This window comes from Capnocytophaga gingivalis, assembly GCF_002302415.1.
In the GTDB taxonomy this organism is placed as follows: domain Bacteria; phylum Bacteroidota; class Bacteroidia; order Flavobacteriales; family Flavobacteriaceae; genus Capnocytophaga; species Capnocytophaga gingivalis.
This window is the reverse complement of record NZ_CP022386.1, coordinates 909,884-931,445: the sequence shown is the minus strand read 5'-3', so window position 1 is coordinate 931,445 and position 21,562 is coordinate 909,884. Positions and strand designations below refer to the sequence as shown.

10 protein-coding genes are annotated in these 21,562 nt (G+C 38.9%); 7 read left to right on the top strand and 3 right to left on the bottom strand.

Translation table 11 applies throughout. The features are described 5' to 3' along the window. Positions 1–86: 86 nt before the first annotated feature. From rplS to nrdG, 3 genes are all read right to left on the bottom strand, one after another. Complete coding sequence (gene rplS, locus CGC50_RS04290; RefSeq protein WP_002670037.1) at positions 87–437, bottom strand: 50S ribosomal protein L19; 351 nt, start codon at positions 435–437, stop codon at positions 87–89. A gap of 196 nt (positions 438–633) precedes the next feature. After that, positions 634–2,409 carry an anaerobic ribonucleoside-triphosphate reductase gene (nrdD, locus tag CGC50_RS04285; RefSeq protein ID WP_095909828.1) on the bottom strand — a complete coding sequence of 592 codons (1,776 nt, stop codon included), beginning with the start codon at positions 2,407–2,409 and terminating at the stop codon, positions 634–636. A gap of 88 nt (positions 2,410–2,497) precedes the next feature. Next, positions 2,498–2,953, bottom strand: coding sequence for an anaerobic ribonucleoside-triphosphate reductase activating protein (gene nrdG, locus CGC50_RS04280; protein WP_095909827.1), 456 nt, complete (start codon positions 2,951–2,953; stop codon positions 2,498–2,500). A 421-nt stretch (positions 2,954–3,374) separates the two neighbouring features. Between nrdG and CGC50_RS04275 the strand changes: the two genes are divergently transcribed. The 7 genes from CGC50_RS04275 (at position 3,375) to CGC50_RS04240 (ending at position 21,554) form a co-directional block, all read left to right on the top strand. Beyond that, positions 3,375–6,482 (top strand): SusC/RagA family TonB-linked outer membrane protein, encoded by a 3,108-nt coding sequence (locus CGC50_RS04275; RefSeq protein WP_095909826.1) that lies wholly within the window; start codon positions 3,375–3,377, stop codon positions 6,480–6,482. A 25-nt stretch (positions 6,483–6,507) separates the two neighbouring features. Then, a complete protein-coding gene (locus CGC50_RS04270; RefSeq protein ID WP_095909825.1) occupies positions 6,508–8,163 on the top strand; it encodes a SusD/RagB family nutrient-binding outer membrane lipoprotein in 1,656 nt (551 codons plus the stop codon). Between the two features lie 282 nt (positions 8,164–8,445). Then, positions 8,446–11,523 carry a SusC/RagA family TonB-linked outer membrane protein gene (locus CGC50_RS04260; RefSeq protein ID WP_095909823.1) on the top strand — a complete coding sequence of 1,026 codons (3,078 nt, stop codon included), beginning with the start codon at positions 8,446–8,448 and terminating at the stop codon, positions 11,521–11,523. Between the two features lie 18 nt (positions 11,524–11,541). Continuing rightward, on the top strand, positions 11,542–13,164 hold the full coding sequence (locus CGC50_RS04255) for a SusD/RagB family nutrient-binding outer membrane lipoprotein (protein ID WP_095909822.1): 1,623 nt from the start codon (positions 11,542–11,544) through the stop codon (positions 13,162–13,164). A 261-nt stretch (positions 13,165–13,425) separates the two neighbouring features. Continuing rightward, positions 13,426–16,506 (top strand): SusC/RagA family TonB-linked outer membrane protein, encoded by a 3,081-nt coding sequence (locus tag CGC50_RS04250; protein ID WP_095909821.1) that lies wholly within the window; start codon positions 13,426–13,428, stop codon positions 16,504–16,506. A 21-nt stretch (positions 16,507–16,527) separates the two neighbouring features. Further along, positions 16,528–18,135, top strand: a complete 1,608-nt coding sequence (locus CGC50_RS04245) for a SusD/RagB family nutrient-binding outer membrane lipoprotein (protein ID WP_095909820.1) — start codon at positions 16,528–16,530, stop codon at positions 18,133–18,135. 320 nt (positions 18,136–18,455) lie between these two features. Next, complete coding sequence (locus CGC50_RS04240) at positions 18,456–21,554, top strand: SusC/RagA family TonB-linked outer membrane protein (protein WP_095909819.1); 3,099 nt, start codon at positions 18,456–18,458, stop codon at positions 21,552–21,554. Positions 21,555–21,562 lie beyond the last annotated feature (8 nt).

Here is a 21,562-nt window from a genome sequence, read left to right as displayed (position 1 = left end):
TCAGGAATAATAAGGAAAGTCTTTAGTATTACAAAAAAAGGCTGTCAAGAGACAACCTTTTTCTGTTTTTGAATACAATAAAAATATTATTTTCGTATTTCTTTGATACGTGCTTTCTTACCACGCAATTCACGGTAATAGAAGATACGAGCGCGACGTACTTTCCCGCGTTTGTTTACTTCAATTTTTTGGATAGCAGGCATATTGATAGGGAAGATACGTTCTACCCCTACTTCTCCAGACATTTTACGAATAGTAAATGTCTCAGTAGCTCCTGTACCACGGCGTTGGATTACCACACCTCTGAAGAACTGAACACGTGATTTTTCACCTTCCTTGATCTCATAGTACACTGTGATTGTGTCCCCTGTGGAAAAATCAGGAAAATCTTTTTTAGCAATGAGATTGTCTTGTACGTACTTTAATAAAGACTCCATAAAAAATATAAAATTAATTAAGTGAATCCTAAGCAACATACACGTCCTTCGCCAGAGGTTACTTAGCGGGTGCAAAGATACGCCTTTTTTTCTATCTGACAAATTTTTCTCATAAAAAATTCACCGCCACCGTTCACTGCTCACTGTTCACTGCTCACTGTTCACTGCTTACTGTTCACTGCTTACTGTTCACTGCTCACTGTACATGGTAGTGTCTAAGGGCATGTTCCTTCTGGCGAGCAGTGCTAAAGCAAGATACACGCTTTAGGTAGCCAATGACACGGGTAGCGTGATCCACATTCTCGCTGTGGCACTCAGGACACTCAAAGAGTGTACGCTTATCTATATGGTTACATTCGTTGCATATTGTGATACGAATGTTGAAACAGAAGTAGTTACAACCTGCCAATGCCGTTGCGTTGAGCAGCTTGAGAAAGCCTTCTTTGTTGGGCGTTTCCTCCAAGTTCAAGTGTAGGGCAGACCCTCCATCCAAGTATTGGATAATTTCCTTGCCGTGGAGGATAATTTTGTCTAAGGCATTCACCTGTGTATCTTCTACAGCATAGAAGTAGGAGTTATAGCATTCACGAGGGGAGAAAAGTCCATCTTTCTTGTCCCATAGGGCATTCTTCACTCCCAAGTTCTCTGCAGGGACAAACTCAGTATTGAACATATATCCATACACTTCACGTGCCTTGCGGTTCTCTTCATAGATGATTTTTAGGTGATGGTGCACGAAGTCCTTGTATTGCTCGTTGTTGGTTGGGGCAATTCCCAGATACTCAGCGGCTTCCACCATACCATTGATTCCAATGGTAAGAAACTGTTTGTCAAGAGAGATAAAGCCAGCATCGTATACCGGAAGCAATCCTCCTGCCTTGTATTCCTCTATAAGCTTGCGGAAAGCCACTTGGTAGCGGTGTATCTTGCGTACTTCTTCTGATAGGTTGCGGTTTTGTTGTACAAGGCGGTTCATATTTAGTGTGATCACATTGATAGACCCTGTTGCCACTCCACCTGCCCCGAGTGAGTAGCTGAAGGTGTGATCGGAAATCTCATTGCGTAAGCGACAGCAGGAGGCCAAGCTATCAGCACTCTCAGATTGGTATACGAAGAAGGAATTGCCTTCGCTGAGCTCCTCAGCACACATATCGGCAAAGGCACTATCGACAGGCTTACCCTCTGAGGTAAGCATAGCTGCTGTTACCACAGGGAAGGTTAGTATAGCCTTGAGGCGCTCGGCATTGAACCATTTAAGGAAAAAATGTTGTAACTTGAATAAGCGGGCAAACGAAGGTTTGCTCATATCTGGGAATACAAAATCACCAAACATGCTATCAAAATAAGGTTCGTCATATAGGGAGATATTCCAAAAGACAGACTGATATCCTCTGGCTGCCGCAGGCTGGTTGATCGCGTAGATTACATGCTGCAAGTGGTTCTCTATCATCTTGGGATGGGTCTCCAGGTAATTCTCTCCATAGTCCTTGGCTGCAAAATGATCAAAGTATAAGAGAAATTCTACCGTAGCCAAGGCTCCAGCAAATTGCGAGCTGATGGCAAAAACCAAATTGACGAACTCTCCACAGAAGCTTTCCAAGTGCTTTGGAGCACGACTCTCCCCCCCAAGCTTCATGAGTCCATCTAAAAGGAAGGGATACATACTGATGGAAACACAATAGGGCTTGAGCGAAGTCTCATCATGTACATAGATCTCATGCGCTTCTATCTGGCGAATATACTCTCGGGAAAGTTCCTCTCCGAAAAGTTCCTCAATCTTGCGGCGGACAAGTTCTCGATTGATTTGGATATTGATATCCTTGTTGATTTCCGCCTCCATGGTAGCAATATTCTTACTGGTGACATTGGCATTGGCATCTACCTGTGAGGCAGTAGCGGCATTACTCGCTTGCAGATACTGGCTAATAAAGTCAATCTTCTGTTGAATTTGATTTTGTGTAAGTCGAATCATAGACATATATTTATGGTATAAAATTAAGTTTTGGGTTTTTGAGTTTTTAATTATGAGAGTTGATTTTTAATTTTTCGCTCTTGGGTCTTCACTTATAAAAGAGTTTGTTAAGCACTTCTCCAGTACTTACCTTTATAAAGCGTTGGTTAGTAGTAGGGCAGGAGAGTCCTCCTAAGGATGCTATCCAGGGACCTGTTTTGAGCCAAGTAAGCTCTTGTTTGATAGCGGGGGGCACTTCCTCCTCTATCAGTCCGGTGTATAAGCAAGTATGTAAGGAGTAAGAGCGTGCGATTTGTAGTTTGTGGATCAGTGCCTCTGCTTCCCATTCTCCTCCCATGAAGAGTACACAGGAGAGCATGTTCTTGTAGCGCTCAAGAGCTGCAACAAATACCTCATCTGTCAGAGCAGATCCAGTACCTTTTTTCCAAAGAAAAGGTGAATGACATCCCTTACAGCGCAGTGGACAGCCCGTCACACTCACACATAGGCTGATTTCTCCAGGCACCTCTTGCAGAACTACCTGCAAGTCAGAATAATAAATCATATACAAGTCTTTTTTTGTGGTAGGGCAAAGGTAGGTAGAAAAAGATGGGTTTTTCCACAAGAGTAGATAAGTTATTAACCAACTTATCAACACATACCTCCTCGCTGGTGCGAGCGAAGGTTTCTTCTTTCCCTTCTTTCTTTACTTTTCTCGAAAAAAATTCTATTGTCTAAAAACAGAAAAAAAATCGCTTCTTTCTTTTTATAAATGGTTGATTTTTATAACAAAGAGAGTAGTTTATCCTTCTTTAGAACTAATAACGGATATTTTCTCCTAAAAATATAGAACTTCTTTGTTTTGAATGATTTAGAATTGAAACATAAATTTAACACATTTTCTGCGGAAAAAATACTGTTTTCTCGTTGGTCAATTAAAAAAAAAGACGTACTTTTGGTTCGCTAATCAAATTTCATAAAGAGATATGAATTTAAAAAAACTATTTTTATTGTGTTCCCTTGTTTTTACAACAATGGCTTTTGCACAACAGACCATTAAGGGGAGTGTGAAAGACAGCAAAGGGAAACCTGTGACAGGTGCTACTGTACTTGTGATAGGCACCAGTCGCTCTGCAACTACTAACTCCGATGGAGGATATTCGATAGAGGCACAAGCTGAGGAAACGCTGCAATTTGCTGCTCAGGGATATCAAAATGTACAAAAAAAGGTGGGTTTAGAAACCACAATTGATATTGTACTTCCTTTGGCTACCGAAGAAAACAAAAAAGTAGGTGCTCTTGGGGTAGAGCGTGATGCCAACGCCGCAGGTTATACCGATACTACCTTGGAAGGAGGCGAAGACCTCAAAGGGAAAACGGCAGGACTTACAGCTACTTCCTCAGGAGGGATGCAAGGATCCAAAATGGAACTCCGTGGTAAGGGAAGTGTTACCGGTAGTAACCAACCACTGATCGTAATTGATGGGGTACCTATGGTAGATATGGGATCCAAATATGGAGACTCAGCCAGCGAAATCAACAAGGATGATATCGAATCTGTAACGGTACTTACTGGAGGAGCAGCTACTGCTCTCTATGGTAGCCGTGGTGGTAACGGGGTAATTCTCTATACTACTAAGTCTGGTAAGGGAGGAAAAACTGCTATTGATATCAACTCTTCTGTATCCTTTGATAGAGCTTATATCTCTCCTAAATTACAGAACGAATATGGAGGTGGTTCTAGCTTGGACTTTACACAACAACTGATCAATGGAACTACCTACAATCTTCCTCAATATGAAGTAGACGAAAGTTGGGGTCCTAAGTATGATGGTACTCCTTACCTACCTTGGTATGCTTTTGATAAAAAATATCTTCCAGAGCATTACCTAAAACCAGTGCCTTGGCAAGCTCCTAAGAATGATATTGATAAGTTCTTCCGTACAGGGATGAATATCAATAACTCAGCTTCTATTACACGTTCTATTTCAGGAACTAACTTGCGTTTCTCTTTAGGAAATACCGAAACTACAGGGATAGTGCCTACCACAGAGCTACGCCGTACCAGTCTTGCTTTTAGCTTTACTTCAGAGCTTTCTAAAAAACTAAAAGCAGAAGGAGGGTTGAACTATTCTATCACTGTACGTGAAAATCCTAACTATACCTATGCTGATGCCAATGATAATGGAGGTTTCTCTGTTGTATTGTATGGATATACACAGCGTCAGTTAGATATGGAGAATTTGAGAAGATTCTACAAATCACCCATTGGAGAACAACGTACTTGGAACAGAACAAGTTGGGAAAATCCAAAACCTAACTTTGCAGACAACCTTTATTGGATGCTCTATGAAAATACTCAAAACGATAAGCGTCACCGTTTCTTTGGTAACTTAGGGCTTACTTACAACTTTACTGACAAGCTCTTCTTAGTAGGTAAAATGTATGGTGATATCTATGCACTTACTACCGAATCCAGAACCGCAGTAGGTTCTCATGATACTTCTCAATATTCAAGATATATCTATGACAATTCTTCTTTCAACTATGAAACTCGTTTGCACTACAATCCTGACTTAGGAGAAAACTTTACCCTTACAGGATTCGTAGGAGTTGCTCGTGCCCAAAATAAATATGAATATGTAGGGGCAGAAACGCAAGGAGGATTAATCGTCCCTAACTATTATTCTGCAGCTAATAGTAAAGAAAGACCTAAAGGGATAACTTATTCTTCATGGACACGTACCAATAGTGTATATGGTATGGCTTCTTTCGGATACAAAGGTACTGCCTTCGTAGAAGTAACAGGGCGTAATGACTGGTTCTCTACAGTCTCTACTTCCATCTTCTATCCTTCAGTGACGGCTTCTTATGTATTCTCTAATTCCTTCAAGAACTTGCCTTCTTGGTTTACTTATGGCAAGCTCCGTGCAGGATGGGCTCAAGTAGGTAATGATGCTTCTGCTTATGTACTCAAAACATATCCTTCTGTATACCAAGCATTCAAGGGAGCTCAATATTATTTAGTGCCTACAGAAAAGAAAAATCCAGAACTAAGACCTGAAATCAAAGAAACTAAAGAAGCTGGTATCGACTTGCAATTCTTCAATGGTCGTCTTTCTTTAGGATTCTCTTATTACGATATTCTCTCCAAAGATCTTATCCTTTCTATGCCTGTAGATGCTGCCAATGGCTACACTTATAAAAAGGTAAATAGTGGAGAAATGGTGAATCGTGGTTTCGAGATAACTCTTTCTGCTACTCCTGTTCAGACAGATAAGTTTAGCTGGACTTTGGACTGGAATCTCTCTCGCAACAGAAATAAACTTCTCAAATTAGCTCCTGGGCTTTCTCGTTATAAAGTCACTTGGGAATACTATGGAAATGTAGAGTTATATGCCGTAGAAGGTCGTCCTTTTGGAGAAATCTATGGAGGTAATTATGTATATGACGACAAGGGAAATCGCCTAGTGGATGAAGAAGGTAATTATTTCATATCTCCTAAAAAAGAGGTGTTAGGTAATATCAACCCTGATTTTACTACAGGTCTTACCAATACTCTTACCTATGGTAATTTAAGCCTTTCCTTTACTTTTGACTACTCTCATGGAGGTAGCTATTATGCAGGACCTTATGCCTTGGGTATGTATGCCGGTACTATCCGTGAAACAGTAGAAAATGGTATGCGTGAAAGAGATCCTAATGGACCTAATGGACAAAAAGGGATTGTACTTGATGGGGTTGTAGGACACAAACAAGCTGATGGAAGTATTGTTTCTACAGGAGTGAAGAATACCAAAGCCATCAGTCCTAAACAGCATGGAACTACTTTCTATAAAGGAATTGATGCACAGGCTGTATTTGATGCTACTTTCTTGAAACTTCGTAGTGTATCACTCTCTTATGATGTGCCACTAACAGAGACCAGATATATCAAGGGATTGAACTTCACCCTTTCTGGCTATAACCTATGGACAGGAGCCTTGGCTTGGGATGGTATGGATCCTGAAACAGCTATGTATAACCAAGGGATGGGGAACTCTTCCTTGCCTACTATCAGAAGCTATGCGCTTAGTGTAGGATTAAAATTATAAAATAATAAACTAAAATTGGACGAACATGAAAAAAATTCTAATAGCCACCTTAGGAGTTGGACTCCTCTTAGGAAGTTGTACAAAGGATTTTGAAGAAATTAATAAAAACCCAAACGTACCAGAAGATTACCTTACCTACGCTTTATTCAATGGCAGTAACCAAGCTCTGATGAATAATACAAGAGGATATGATAATATGAAGCAAATGCGTGTATGGATGCAATATGCCGCACAGCCTATTTACACTAAGGAAAGTCGTTACCTATTGGATCCTAATGGACCTAGTACAATTTATTTTCAAGGTTATAAGCGGGCTATGGATTATAAGACTATTATAGATCTTAATACGGATCCTAAAACGAAAGAATTGGTTGCTGCTTATGGAAAGAATGAAAACCAGATAGCCGCAGCTCGTATCATGATGGCTTATACTTTTAGTCTTTTGGTACAATCTTTTGGAGATGTTCCTTATTATTCTGCTTTGAATCCCGATAATCCTAAGTTCCAAGCTTTGCAGACAGATACTTATGTAACTCCTGTATTTGCCTCTCAAAAGGATATTTACTTGGATATTCTCAAAGAATTAGACCAAGCCATAAGTGAGATGGATACTTCTGTTTCTTATGTATTTAAAGATGGAGATTTTATTTTTGGTACTCCAGCAAAAATGAAAAAATTTGCCAACTCTTTGCGCTTGCGCATTGCTAATCACTTGAAAGGAGCTAATGCTACTGTATTAGGTGCTGAATTGAAACAAAAAGTTACGGATATTATTAATCATTACACCACTGTAGGTACAGAAACTGAACTTTTGGGAGAAGGAGAAAGAGTAGGATTATCTTTTGAGGATAACTATACCTATCCTGCACCAATCTACTATGATTATTATGTAGGAAACCGTGTGGACTATCTGCCTTCTAGTAATTTTGTAAAACTTCTTGCAGGAAATAATAAAAAAGCTAATGACAGAGGTCTGAACTTTGGAAGTGTAGATCCTCGTATGGAAAAGTATTTCGCACCTAAAGGTATGGGTAAATGGGATGTGTACTATGGTTATACCTTAGATCAAAGCAATCCTATCGATACTACTAGTTATGTAGGGATGCCTTATGGTATGCAAGAAGGAGCTACTACTGACCAGTACAATGGAGGAGATAGAGTTTCTCTTTTCTCTAAAGAAATATTGTCTGCTACTGTTACAGAAGTACTTATGGACTACTCAGAAGTATGTTTTATCCTCTCTGAATTAAGAGGATGGGATAATGCTCTATATAGAAAAGGGGTAGAAGCTTCTTTGGACAGATGGGATATCACAGGTACTAGAAAATCTAACTTTATGGCAGCACTCCCTGCAGCGAATGAGGAAAATGTCCTTACCCAAAAGTACATATCCTTATATATGGATCCAGATGAAGCTTGGGTAGAATATCGTAGAACAGGCTATCCTAAAACACTGATCCAAGTAGGCGAACGTGTAAGAGGTAACTATCCCGAAGGAAATCCTCTTGTATATGAGTTCAAAAAGGAACCTTCTGCTAAGGATGTTAGTGGCATACCAGATCGATTGAACTATCCAGATACCTATACTGGGCTCAACTTAAATTATATAGAAGCTCTTAAGAACATGGGGAATCCTAATGATGCTAGATCTCATAAACTAATCTTCGCTACACGTCAGTAAAAGTGAATTTGTAATCATATTTTAAAGCCATCTTTATAAAAGATGGCTTTTTTTGTCTAAAAAAAGACAAATATCCCTTCTTTCTTCTTAAAAGCCTTGTAAAAATAAAATTATAAAAAACAGTATATTTTTCTTTTTTAGTGGGTATAATCTCCCTTTTTTTAGTATAAAAAATTATAAATAATAAGTAGGACATAATTTTTTTGGTTTTTATCTTTGGCTGTAGGATAATAGCGAAAAAAAACGTACTTTTGGGTATCTAATCAAATATCATAAAGAGATATGAACCTAAAGAAATTACTTCTATTGTGTTTCCTTGTCTTTACGACAATGGCCTTTGCACAACAATCTGTAAAAGGGAGTGTGAAGGATAGCACAGGGAAACCCGTGGCCGGAGCTATCGTGCAAGTGGTAGGCGCCAGCCGTAGTGCAACAACTAACTCCGAGGGGGCATATGCGATCCAAGCACAAGCTGAGGAAACGCTTCGCTTCTCCGCTCAGGGGTATCAAAACGTAGAAATTAAGGTGGGGCTCTCCTCCGTAGTGAATGCAGTATTGCTCCCTATGGAAAACAAACAGGAAGCAGGTGCCTTGGGAATCGAGCGTAACAAGGATGCTGTGGGGTACAATACCCAAAATACAGAGGGAGGACAGAACCTCTCAGGTGCCGTAGCGGGAGCTCAAACCAGTTCTTCTTCTTCTATGGGTGGGAATACCAATATCATCCTTCGTGGGGTAGGTACCGTAACAGGTAGTAACCAACCACTTATCGTAATTGATGGGGTGCCTATGGCTACCGTAGGAGATGGTAAGAACACAGGGGATGCGCTCAGTGATATCAACCCTGAGGATATAGAATCCCAAAGCGTACTCTCTGGAGGTGCTGCAACAGCACTCTACGGAAGCCGTGGAGGTAATGGGGTAATCCTTATTACTACCAAATCAGGTAAAGGTGGAAAAACTTCTATTGAAGTCAAATCTGGAGTTACCTTTGAAACGGCTTATATAGCTCCTGTTCTTCAGAACGAATACGGAGGTGGAGATTCTCAGCAGTTTGAAAGAGCTACAATCAATGGACAGCAATACAATTTAGCCCGTTATGCAGTAGACCAAAGCTGGGGACCAAAGTATGACTCTAGTAAAATGTACCTTCCTTGGTATGCTTTTGACCAAAAATATCTTCCACAACATTATCTAAAACCTGTACCTTGGGTAGCTCCACAAAAAGGTATTGAAAAATTCTATCGTACAGGGGTAGGGATGTCTAACTCTTTCTCAGTAACACGTTCCCTCTCAGGTACCAACCTCCGTTTCTCCTTAGGTAACAATCAGGTAAATGGTATCGTCCCTAATACCGATTTGCACAAGACAAACCTTGCTTTCAGTTTTAGTGCAGATCTTTCTAAAAAACTTAAGAGTGAAGGGGGATTCAATTATGTAATAACTTCCCGTACCAATCCAGATTTTGCCAATACAGTGAATAATGATTTGGCGAATGTATTCTATGCTTGGAGCCACCGTCAATTGGATGTGGAAAAAATGGAAAAATATTACATAGATCCAGCTGGAGGACAACGTACTTGGAACCGTACTGCTTGGGATAATGAAGAACCTAAGTTCGCTAATAACCCTTATTGGGAAGTATATAAGAACTACAATAATGATAAGCGTCACCGCTTCTTTGGAAACTTGGGACTTACCTATCACTTCAAAGAAAATCTTTACTTAGTAGGAAAAGTATATGGAGATATCTATTACTATACCAAAGAAAATAGAAATGCAGTAGGGGCTTATGGGGTGCCAAGCTATCAGAAAACTGTGTATAATAATACCGATTTCAACTATGAAACCCGCTTACACTATACTCCTAAGTTAGGGGAAAACTTCTCTCTTACCGGATTTATCGGTATGTCTCGTCGTGAAAGCCGTTATGCTTGGTCAAGTGGAAAAACAGTAGGAGGTTTGGTAGTTCCTAATTTGTATAATATGTCTAACAGTAAGCAAGTACCACAAGCTTCTGATTATTCTTCTTGGCAACGTACTAATAGTGTATATGGAATGGCTTCTTTTGGATTCAAGAATATGGCTTTCGTGGAAGTAACTGGTCGTCAGGACTGGTTCTCTACTGTGTCCAAGCCTGTATTCTATCCTTCTGTAACAGGTTCCTTTGTCTTTACTTCTGCATGGAAGAGCAAACCTTCTTGGCTTTCTTATGGTAAAGCACGTGTAGCTTGGGCACAAGCGGGTAACGATACTGGTCCTTACCGATTGATGAACTATCCTCTCGTAAATACTCCTTTTAGAGGTAGTCCGGACTATATTCGCTCCAATACATCCAACAATCCAGACCTAGTACCTGAGATTAAGGAAACTAAGGAGGCAGGTCTCGAACTTCGCTTCTTCAAGGATCGTGTTTCTATCAATGCTTCTATATATGATATTCTCTCCAAAGACCTTATCATCCCACTACCTATAGATGCTGCCAACGGATATAACTGGAAATATGTAAACAGTGGGGAAATGTCCAACAAAGGGGTGGAAGTAACCTTGTCTGTAACTCCTATACAGACAGAAAAATTCAACTGGAACCTCAGCTGGAACTTCTCTAAGAATAAAAACAAATTGGAAAAATTGGCTCCTGGTATCAGAACCTATAGGGTGAATTGGGACAAATACGGACAGGTATCTCTCTATGCGATAGAAGGCCGTCCTTTTGGAGAACTCTATGGTAGAGACTTTGTATATGATGACAAGGGAAATAGAATTGTACAATCCAATGGGAAATATGCAACTTCTGAACTTAAAGCCTTAGGAAATATCATCCCTGACTATACTATGGGACTTACCAATAGCTTCAGATATGGTCGCTTGAACTTCTCTTTCGTATTTGACTTCCAAAAAGGAGGTAATTACTTCTCTGCCGCTCACATGACAGGGATGAGTACAGGTATGCTTCGTGAGACAGTTGCAGGAGGTATACGTGAATATGATCCTACAGGACCTAAGAATCAAAAAGGGATTGTTCTACCTGGTGTCACAAGAAGTGGAGCTGTCAATACGAAGAGAATTGACCCTCAGACCTATGGAGAAGGATTCTTCCAAGGTGCTGTGGACAAACAAAATATCTTCGATGCAACTTACTTAAAGCTCAGAAGTGTGTCACTATCCTATGATGTCCCTCTACCAAGTACTAAATATATCAAGAATGTGAATGTTTCTTTCTTTGGTAATAATCTTTGGACAACTGGATTGGATTGGGATGGTATGGATCCTGAAACAGCTGCCTCTAATCAAGGGATAGGAGAAATCTCTCTTCCTACTACACGCTCTTTCGGTATGAGTGTAGGATTAAAATTATAACTTTAAATAGAATATGATATGAAACGATTAGCAATCATAATTTTAGGTGGGCTTGCTCTCTTGGGTACTACCACCAGTTGTCAAAAGGATTTTGAAGAAATTAATACCAATCCTAATAGACCACAACAGGCACTTCCTACAGCATTGTTCAATGGATCTACGAAACTCTTCCTCAAGAATACTCGTAACTATACCACCTCAGGAATGATGTTTCGCTCTTGGATGCAATATACAGCTCAGGACACCTATACTAAGGAAAGCCGTTTCCTATACCGTGACTATGCAGGGGATTACCTATGGCGCTACCCTTATCAAGTAGCTGGGGGCTACAAGGACATCATTGATTTGAATACCGATCCTAAGACTAAGGAACTAATGGCCACTTATGGAAAAAGTGAAAATCAAATTGCAGCAGCACGTATCATGCTTGCCTATACATTTGCACTCTTGGTAGAAACTTTTGGAGATGTACCTTACTATTCCTATGGTTCTCCTAATCCAGAACGTTTCCAAGCTTTACAGTTGGAAAAATATATTTCTCCTGTATATGCTACTCAAAAGGAAATTTATACAGATTTGTTGAAAGAACTTAAGGAAGCTGCTGCACAAATAGTCAGTGATTCCTATGTGTTCAAGGAAGGAGATTATATCTTTGAAACTCCTGATAAGATGAGACGTTTTGCCAACTCTTTGCGCCTACGCCTTGCGATTCGTTTGAAAGATGTATCAGATACAGAGCTTAGAACCCTTGCACAACAGAGCATTGATGAACTAAAAGCAGGTACTGCAGTAATGCAAAGTGAAGCGGATACTGTAGAGCTCCAATTTGATAGTGACGATACAAACCCTGCTCCTATCTACAAAGAATACTTTGTAAGCAATCGTGTGGATTATTCTCCTTCTAATAGCTTTGTACAGTTACTCAAAGGACAAAGAGGAAATTTTGGAGTAGACCCTCGCTTGCAAAAATACTTCGCTCCTAAGGGACTTACTAAGTATCAGGCTCGTGACGGACGCTATACAGAAAGTGACAATCTCAATGACTATATAGGAATGCCTTATGGTTTGGACGAAAGTATGGCCGATTTCCAGTTTAAATCAGGAGTAGCGGTTTCATTTTTCAGTAGTAGAATACTCCAACCTAACTATGCTGAAGTATTCATGGAATATTCTGAAGTATGCTTCCTTCTTTCTGAAGCAAACGGATGGGATAATACATGGTATAAGAAAGGTGTAGAAGCTTCTATGAAAAAATGGGGAGTAAATAGTACTAAAATAACTAACTTCTTGAATACAATTCCTGCAGCTAATGAGGAAAATGTATTGACTCAGAAGTATATTGCTCTCTACATGAATCCAAATGAGGCTTGGGCTGAATATCGCCGTACAGGATATCCTCATACCCTTATTAAAGTAAATGAGGAAACTGATTTAAATATTCCTACTGAGGCAGGACAAACTAAATATAGATTTGAGTCCTTAGTAGCCGATCTTACAGATATTCCTGAACGTTTGTTTTATCCTGTAGCATACAAAGTAATTAATGAGGCTAATTACCAGAAAGCATTGGAATCAATGCAGATGACTACAGATATTCTTACCAAGAGACTTATCTTTGATAGAGGTCAACGTCGCCCTTAGTTTGTTTCTTTAGTAATTAAATAATCTCTTAACAAAAAGAGACTGTCTTTCCCGACAGTCTCTTTTTTTTTTTTACTATCTCCCCCTTTTGTCTGTTTTGTCTCTAAGCTGCTTTATAATCAATGAATTAAGTTTTTATAAGATTTGTTATGTATGATTTATGTTTAAAAAAATATAAAGTGCTAAAAAAAATATACAGAAAGTGATGGATATTCAGAAAAAAAAACGTAAATTTGTCCTACTAATAAAAACACAAAGGATATGAATTTTAAAAAATTGTGGCTATATCTTTTTATAGCTTTTTCAGCTACGACCTTTGCTCAACAGAAAATTTCTGGAAGTGTGAAGGATAGTACAGGGAAACCCTTACCAGAGGCTTCTGTTATTGTGGTAGGAACTCAGCGCAACGCTAAAACCAATGCAGAGGGAGCCTATACAATCTCTGCTAAGGAAAATGAAGTACTCCATTTTTCAGCCTCTGGCTACAAGAGTACGGAGGTAAAAGTAGGGGTTTCTACTACTATTGATGTGGTACTCCCACAGGCCGAAGCTGCCGCAGAAGAAGGGGCTCTCGGTATTAAGCGTGATAAAAATGCTGTGGGTTACACCGCTCAAAAAGCAGGTGCCAGTGATAACCTTTCAGGGAGTGTAGCAGGGGTGCAGACCAATACGACTTCTTCTATGGGAGGAAATACCAATGTGACCATACGTGGGGTCGGTACTATTACAGGAAGTAACCAACCTTTGATCGTTATCGATGGAGTGCCTATGGCTACTGTCGGAGGTACTGATAGTAAGTTCGGAGACGCTGCAGGGGATATCAATCCTGAAGATATAGAGTCTGTAACTGTCCTATCGGGAGGAGCCGCTACAGCTCTTTATGGTAGCCGTGGAGGTAATGGAGTAATTCTTTATACGACCAAATCGGGAAAAGCAGGAAAGACCTCTATTGACGTGAAATCAGGGGTAACTTTTGAAAAAATATATATTGCTCCTAAGCTGCAAAACGAGTATGGAGGTGGAGATTCTCAACGATTTGAAACAGTCAATATCAATGGACGACAATATAAAATAGCTCGCTATGCAGTAGATCAAAGCTGGGGGCCTAAATTCGAAAACCAACAATACCTCCCTTGGTATGCTTTTGACAAAGAATATCTTCCAGAGAAATATCTGAAAACAGTGCCTTGGAAGGCTCCAGATAATGATGTAGATAAGTTCTATACAACAGGAGTGGGAATATCTAATTCTATTTCTGTATCTCGCTCCTTGTCAGGAACCAATCTTCGCTTCTCTTTAGGAAATAATGAAGTAACAGGGATTGTTCCTACAACCAAATTACAGAAGACAAACTTCTCTTTCAATTTTAATTCTAAGTTGTCTTCAAAACTCAAAAGTGAAGGGGGAGTTAACTATGTCTTGACAGAACGTGATAATCCTGATTTTTCCAACACAGTGAATAATCCCTTGGCTATAGTGCATTATACTTGGAGCCAAAGACAGTTGGATATGAGAAATTTGGAAAGATATTATGAAAATGAGGCTGGAGATCAGCGACCTTGGAATAGAACAACATGGAATAATGCTGAACCCAAATTTGTAGATAATCCTTATTGGGAACTTAATAAAAACACGAATAATGATAAGCGTCATCGTTTCTTCGGAAATATAGGTTTTACTTATGAATTCTCAAGCCAATTATATTGGGTAGGAAAAATCTATGGAGATATTTATAGTCTCACTAAGGAAGATAGAAAAGCAGTAGGTTCTTTTGGAACTCCTTATTATACTAAAACAGTCTATAATAACTCAGATTTCAACTATGAAACTCGCTTGCACTATACACCTAAGCTTTCAAAGAATTTTACACTAACAGGGTTTATTGGGCTCTCTCGTCGTAATGGAAAATATGGTTGGTCTTCAGGGAAAACAGTTGGAGGTCTTGTCTCTCCTAATTTCTATAACTTAGCGAATAGTAAGGAAACCCCTCAAGCCTCTGATTATGCTTCATGGAGACGTACCAATAGTGTATTTGGAATGTTCTCTTTCGGATATAAAGGAATGGCTTTTGTTGAGCTAACAGGACGCCAAGATTGGTTCTCGACTGTTTCCAAACCTGTATTTTATCCTTCAGTAACAGGCTCCTTTGTATTCACTTCAGCTTTGAAAAAGAAACCTTCTTGGCTTTCTTATGGTAAGGTACGTGTAGCTTGGGCTCAAGCAGGAAATGATACCAATCCTTATGAATTGGTAACCTATCCTACTGTACACAATCCTTTCGGAGGAGCTCCTGATTATTCTCGTCCTGATGTATCGAATAATCCAGAATTAGTACCAGAAATAAAAGAAACTAAAGAAGCAGGATTAGAACTACGTCTTTTCAAAGATCGCCTTTCTGCCAATGTCTCTGTATACGATATTCTTTCAAAGGATCTTATTATTCCTCTTCCTGTTGATGCGGCTAATGGTTTTATTAGCAAAAGGGTTAATAGTGGAAAAATGTCCAATAAAGGGATTGAGGTCTCTCTATCTGCAACTCCAGTGAAAGTAGGTAAGTTTTCATGGAATGTAAGTTGGAATTTTGCTAAGAACAAAAACGAATTGATCAAATTGGCTCCTGGTATCAAGCGATACAAAGTAACATCGGATAGATATGGTTTGGTGTCTCTTTACGCTATAGAAGGAGAGGCTTTTGGACAGCTTTATGGTAGAGATTTTAAATATGATGATAAAGGAAATAAGATTATTCAAGCTAATGGTAAATACGCTCCTTCAGAGTTAAAATCCTTAGGGTCTATTATTCCAGATTATACTATGGGGCTTTCCAATACTCTCAAATATAGCCACTTGAGTGTGTCCTTTAAGTTCGATTTCCAAAAAGGAGGCAAGTATTTCTCAGCGGCTCACATGGTGGGAATGTCTACAGGTATGTTGAGAGAAACTACTGAAAATGGAATACGTGATTTGATTACAAGAAATGGAAGAGTAGAAGAAAGAGGTATTGTTCTCGATGGGGTTTTGGCCAATGGACAGCGCAATACTAAAGTACTCTCTCCTAAAAGATATGGAGAAGGATTCTATCGAGGAGGTATTGATACTCAAAATATCTTCGATGCTACTTACTTAAAATTGAGAAATGTCTCCATCTCTTATGATGTTCCTCTACCTGAAAAGAAGAATATCAAAGGATTGAATATTACTCTATTTGGAAACAATCTTTGGACTACAGGTCTTGACTGGGATGGTATGGATCCTGAAACAGCCGCTTCTAACAAAGGGATAGGGGAAGTTTCCTTACCAACTACTCGCTCTTTTGGTATGAGCATAGGATTAAAATTGTAAAAAATTTAATATAATAAAGAAATGAAAAATATATTAACAACTATATTTTGTGGGGTGGGATTATTACTAAGTACTAGTTGCCAGAAAGATTTTGAGAAAATCAATACCAATCCCAACAGACCTCAGAAGCCTTTGAGTTATGCCTTGTTCAATAGCTCAGATAAGCTTATTCTGAGTAATACAAGGGTGTACACTACTTCAGGACAGATGATGCGTTCCTGGATGCAATACACCGCACAGACAACTTATACTACCGAAAGTAGATTCTTATATCGAGATAATTCAGGAGATTACCTATGGAGATACCCTTATAAGGCTGCTGGTAATTATAAGGATATAATAGAACTTAATACGGATCCAAAAACAAAGAATGAAACTGCTAAATATGGAAGTAATGCCAACCAAATAGCAGCAGCTCGTATTATGATGGCTTTTACTTTCAATCTCTTAGTAGAAACTTTTGGAGATATCCCTTATTATTCTTGGGGAGGTAGAGAAAACCCTAATTTCCAAGCTTTACAGATGGATAAATATATTTCTCCTAAATATGCTACACAGAAGGAAATCTATATGGATCTACTCAAGGAACTTAAAGAAGCAACTGATCAGATAGATGAATCACAACCCTATGTGTTCATTCAAGGGGATCGTATCTTTGGTACGCCTCAAAAAATGAAGCGTTTTGCTAATTCACTCCGTTTGCGTATTGCTGTTCGTGTACATGAAGTGACGGATTCTCAACTTAGGAGCTTGGCAAATGAAACCATCAATGAGCTTAAGGATGGAACTAAGGTGATGCAGTCCAATGCAGATACAGTAGAGCGTCCTTTTGATAATGACAACACAAACCCTTCTCCTATATTTAGGAACTATTATGTGAATAATCGTACCGACTATGCCCCTGCTAATAGTTTTGTACAATTATTAAAAGGACAAAGAGGTAATTATGGAGTGGATCCTCGCTTACAGAAATACTTTGCAGTCAAAGGGCTTACTAAATACCAAGCAAGAGATGGATATCAAGAATCTACAGATCTTTCTAAATATGTAGGAATGCCTTATGGAATGGAAGAAAGCATGGCTGACTTTCAGTTTAATTCAGGAAGGGATGTATCTTTCTTTGGAAAAAGGATTCTTAAGGCAGACTATGCAGAAGTCTATATGGAGTATGCAGAGGTATGTTTCTTGCTCTCTGAAGTAAATGGATGGGATTCTCAATGGTATAAAAAAGGAGTAATCGCTTCTATGGAAAAATGGGGAGTAGATACCACTGTAGCAACAAATTTTGCTAATGGACTTCCCACGGCTAATAAAGAAAATGTGATTACCCAAAAATATATAGCATTATATATGAATCCTAACGAAGCATGGGCTGAGTATAGGAGAACAGGATATCCTCAGACACTTATTAAGGTGGGAGAAACAGTTCCTTTGAACAAACCAACTACTTCAGGGGAGACTACTTATACCTTCACCTCTACTGTAGCGGAACTTACAGACCTGCCTGAGCGCCTATACTATCCGACTACATATAAGCTTATTAATTTTGAAAATTATAAAGAAGCCCTTAAAAATATGAATATGTCAGAGGATTCTATGGCTAAGAAGCTAATCTTTGCAAGACATTAATATAATTAATTCCATTCATTTTAAGATTGCCCAAAAAGGTTTTAAAAATAGACTATTAGAGCCTCTTTTGGGCAATCTTTTTGTTCAAAGAAGTGTATAAAAAATCTATAAAGAGTAGCAACTTATTATTATGTATGAAGAATTTATTTTCTTATATTGTCAAATTAAATCAAAATAATAAACATAACACATAATAATTGTTAAATTTATGCATAATAATGAGTATTAACGTGAGTATATGTAAAAAAAATATTAAATAAAATCGTTCATAATTCAAATAAAAAACGTAAATTTGTGCCACTAATGAATATACAAGAGATATGAACTTAAAAAAATTATTTTTATGGATTTGCTTTGTCTTTACGACAATGACATTCGCTCAACAGAATCTCTCTGGGAGCGTAAAAGATGTTACAGGAAAGCCTGTAGCAGGAGCTAGTGTAACGGTTTTCGGCACTACTCGTACCACTAAGACAAGTCCTGAAGGGGCTTATACAATTAAGGCCAAAGAGGGGGAAGTGATCCAGTTCTCTGCCGCAGGGTACAAGAATGTAGAAATGAAGGTAGGTATCTCTACCACTATGGATGCAATTCTTCAGCCTGTCTCCGCTCAAGAAGGTGGTGAAGCAGGGGCTTTGGGTATCAAGCGTGATAAAAACGCTGTAGGATATGCTACCCAAAAAACAGATGCCGACCAAGGACTCTCTGGTAACGTAGCAGGGGTACAGACTAGTACTACTTCTTCCATGGGGGGAAATACCAATGTAACCATTCGTGGGGTAGGTAGTATCACAGGTAGTAACCAACCGCTTATCGTAATCGACGGGGTGCCAATGGCAACTGTCGGGGGTACTGATAGTAAGTTTGGAGATGCCGCTGGGGATATCAACCCAGAGGATATAGAGTCTGTAACAGTCCTCTCAGGAGGTGCTGCAACAGCTCTCTATGGTAGCCGTGGAGGTAATGGGGTAATTATCTATACCACTAAATCAGGAAAAGCAGGAAAAACTACTATTGATGTAAAATCTTCTGTATCTGTTGAAAGAGCATACATAGCTCCTAAACTTCAAAATCAATATGGAGGTGGTAGAAAGCCTACTTTTGAAACCTACACCAAAGATGGAAAAGAATATAACGTTCCTGCTTATGAAACCGATGAAAGCTGGGGCCCTAAGTATGATGGAACTCCTTATCTTCCTTGGTATGCATATGATGAAAAATATCTTCCAGAGCACTATCTCAAACCAGTGCCTTGGCAAGCTCCTAAGAATGACGTAGACAAGCTCTATCGAACAGGATTCAATATAGCTAACTCTGTTTCTGTATCTCGAGCTGTAGGAGGAACTAATTTGCGTTTTTCTTTGGGTAATAACGAAGTAACAGGGATTGTGCCTAATACCAAACTTCAGAAAACAAATGTATCTTTTAGCTTTAATTCTAAATTGAGCAACAAACTCAAGAGTGAAGGTGGGTTTAACTACATTATCACCTCTCGTGATAACCCAGAAAACTCTTATACTATGAAGAACCCTATTTCCAAAGTATTGTATGCATGGACACAACGTCAGTTGGATATGAAGAATTTGGAAAATTATTACAAAGCTCCAGATGGAACACATCGTACTTGGAATAGAAAATCTGTTACAGATGGTACTCCTCGTTATGCAGATAACCCTTATTGGACAATGTATGAAAACACCAGCAATGACAAGCGTCATCGTTTCTTCGGTAATATTGGTTTTACTTATAATTTCACAGATAATTTGTACTGGGTGGGTAAGATCTATGGAGATATCTATTCTCTTAATACAGAAGCTCGTGTAGCGGTAGGTTCTAAAGAACAATCTTCTTACGAAACAACTAATTATACAAACTCTGATTTCAATTACGAAACTCGTTTGCACTATACACCAAACTTAGGAAAAGACTTTACTTTGACAGGCTTTGTTGGTTTGGCTCGTCGTGAAGGAAGATATCATTGGGTAAAAGGAAAAACGAATGGAGGACTTGTACTTCCAGATTTCTATAACTTGGAAAATAGTGCAGAGACACCTTCTTCTACTAACTATCGTAACTGGAGACGTACTAATAGTATCTTTGGTATGGCTTCTTTCGGATACAAAGGAATGGTTTTCGTAGAGGCTACAGGACGTAAGGACTATTTCTCTACCGTATCAGAGCCTGTATTTTATCCTTCAGTAACAGGGTCTTTCGTATTTACTTCAGCATGGAAGAGCAAACCTTCTTGGCTTTCTTATGGAAAGGTACGTGTAGCTTGGGCACAAGCAGGAAATGATACAAGTCCTTATCAGTTGCTTACTTATCCTACTATTGGATTACCTTTCAATGGAAGCCCTAACTACTTACACCCTTATACACAGAACAATCCTGATTTGGTTCCTGAAATCAAAGAAACTAAAGAAGCTGGTTTGGAATTGCGCCTTTTCAAAGATCGCCTCTCTGCCAATGTTTCTGTATATGATATTCTTTCTAAGAACCTTATCATTCCATTACCTGTAGATGGAGCCAATGGTTATGTATACAAAATGGTGAATAGTGGAGAAATGTCTAACAAAGGAATTGAGGTATCTCTTTCTGCAACTCCAGTTCAAGTAGGTAAATTCTCTTGGAATGTAAGCTGGAACTTTGCTAAAAATAACAATAAGCTCTTGAAACTTTACCCAGGTACTACTCGTTACAAAATCACTAATGATAGTTCAGGATTGGTTTCTCTTTATGCAATCGAAGGACAAGCTTATGGACAGCTTTTTGGTAGAGATTTCGTATATGACGACAAGGGTAATAGGTTAGTAGATTCACAAGGTAAGTACCTTACTTCTGAGCCTAAGGCTTTAGGTACTATTATCCCTGACTATACTATGGGACTTAGAAATTCATTTAAATATGGTCCTGTGAGTCTATCATTCTTATTTGATTTCCAAAAAGGAGGAAAATATTTTGCTAATGCCTATATGTTGGGTATGTACACAGGAATGTTACGTGAAACTGTTGATAACGGTATGCGTGATGAAGTAGAAAGAAATGGTAAAAAAGAACAGAGAGGTATTGTAGCACCAGGTGTCTTTGCTCCTGGTACTCCAAAAGCCGGACAACCTAACGACAAAATATTGACTCCTAAAGAGTATGGTAGTCTTTATTATCGAGGGGTAGATTCTCAAAATATTTTTGATGCAACTTACTTTAAGCTCAGAAGTGTAACTCTTTCTTATGATGTGCCTCTAACAGAGAAAAAACATATCAAAGGAGTTAATATCTCTATCTTTGGAAACAATCTTTGGACTACAGGACTCTCTTGGGATGGTATGGATCCTGAAATCGCTGCATCTAACAAGGGAATCGGTGAATCTTCTTTGCCTTCTACTCGTTCCTTTGGTATGAGCTTAGGTTTAAAATTATAAAACAAATT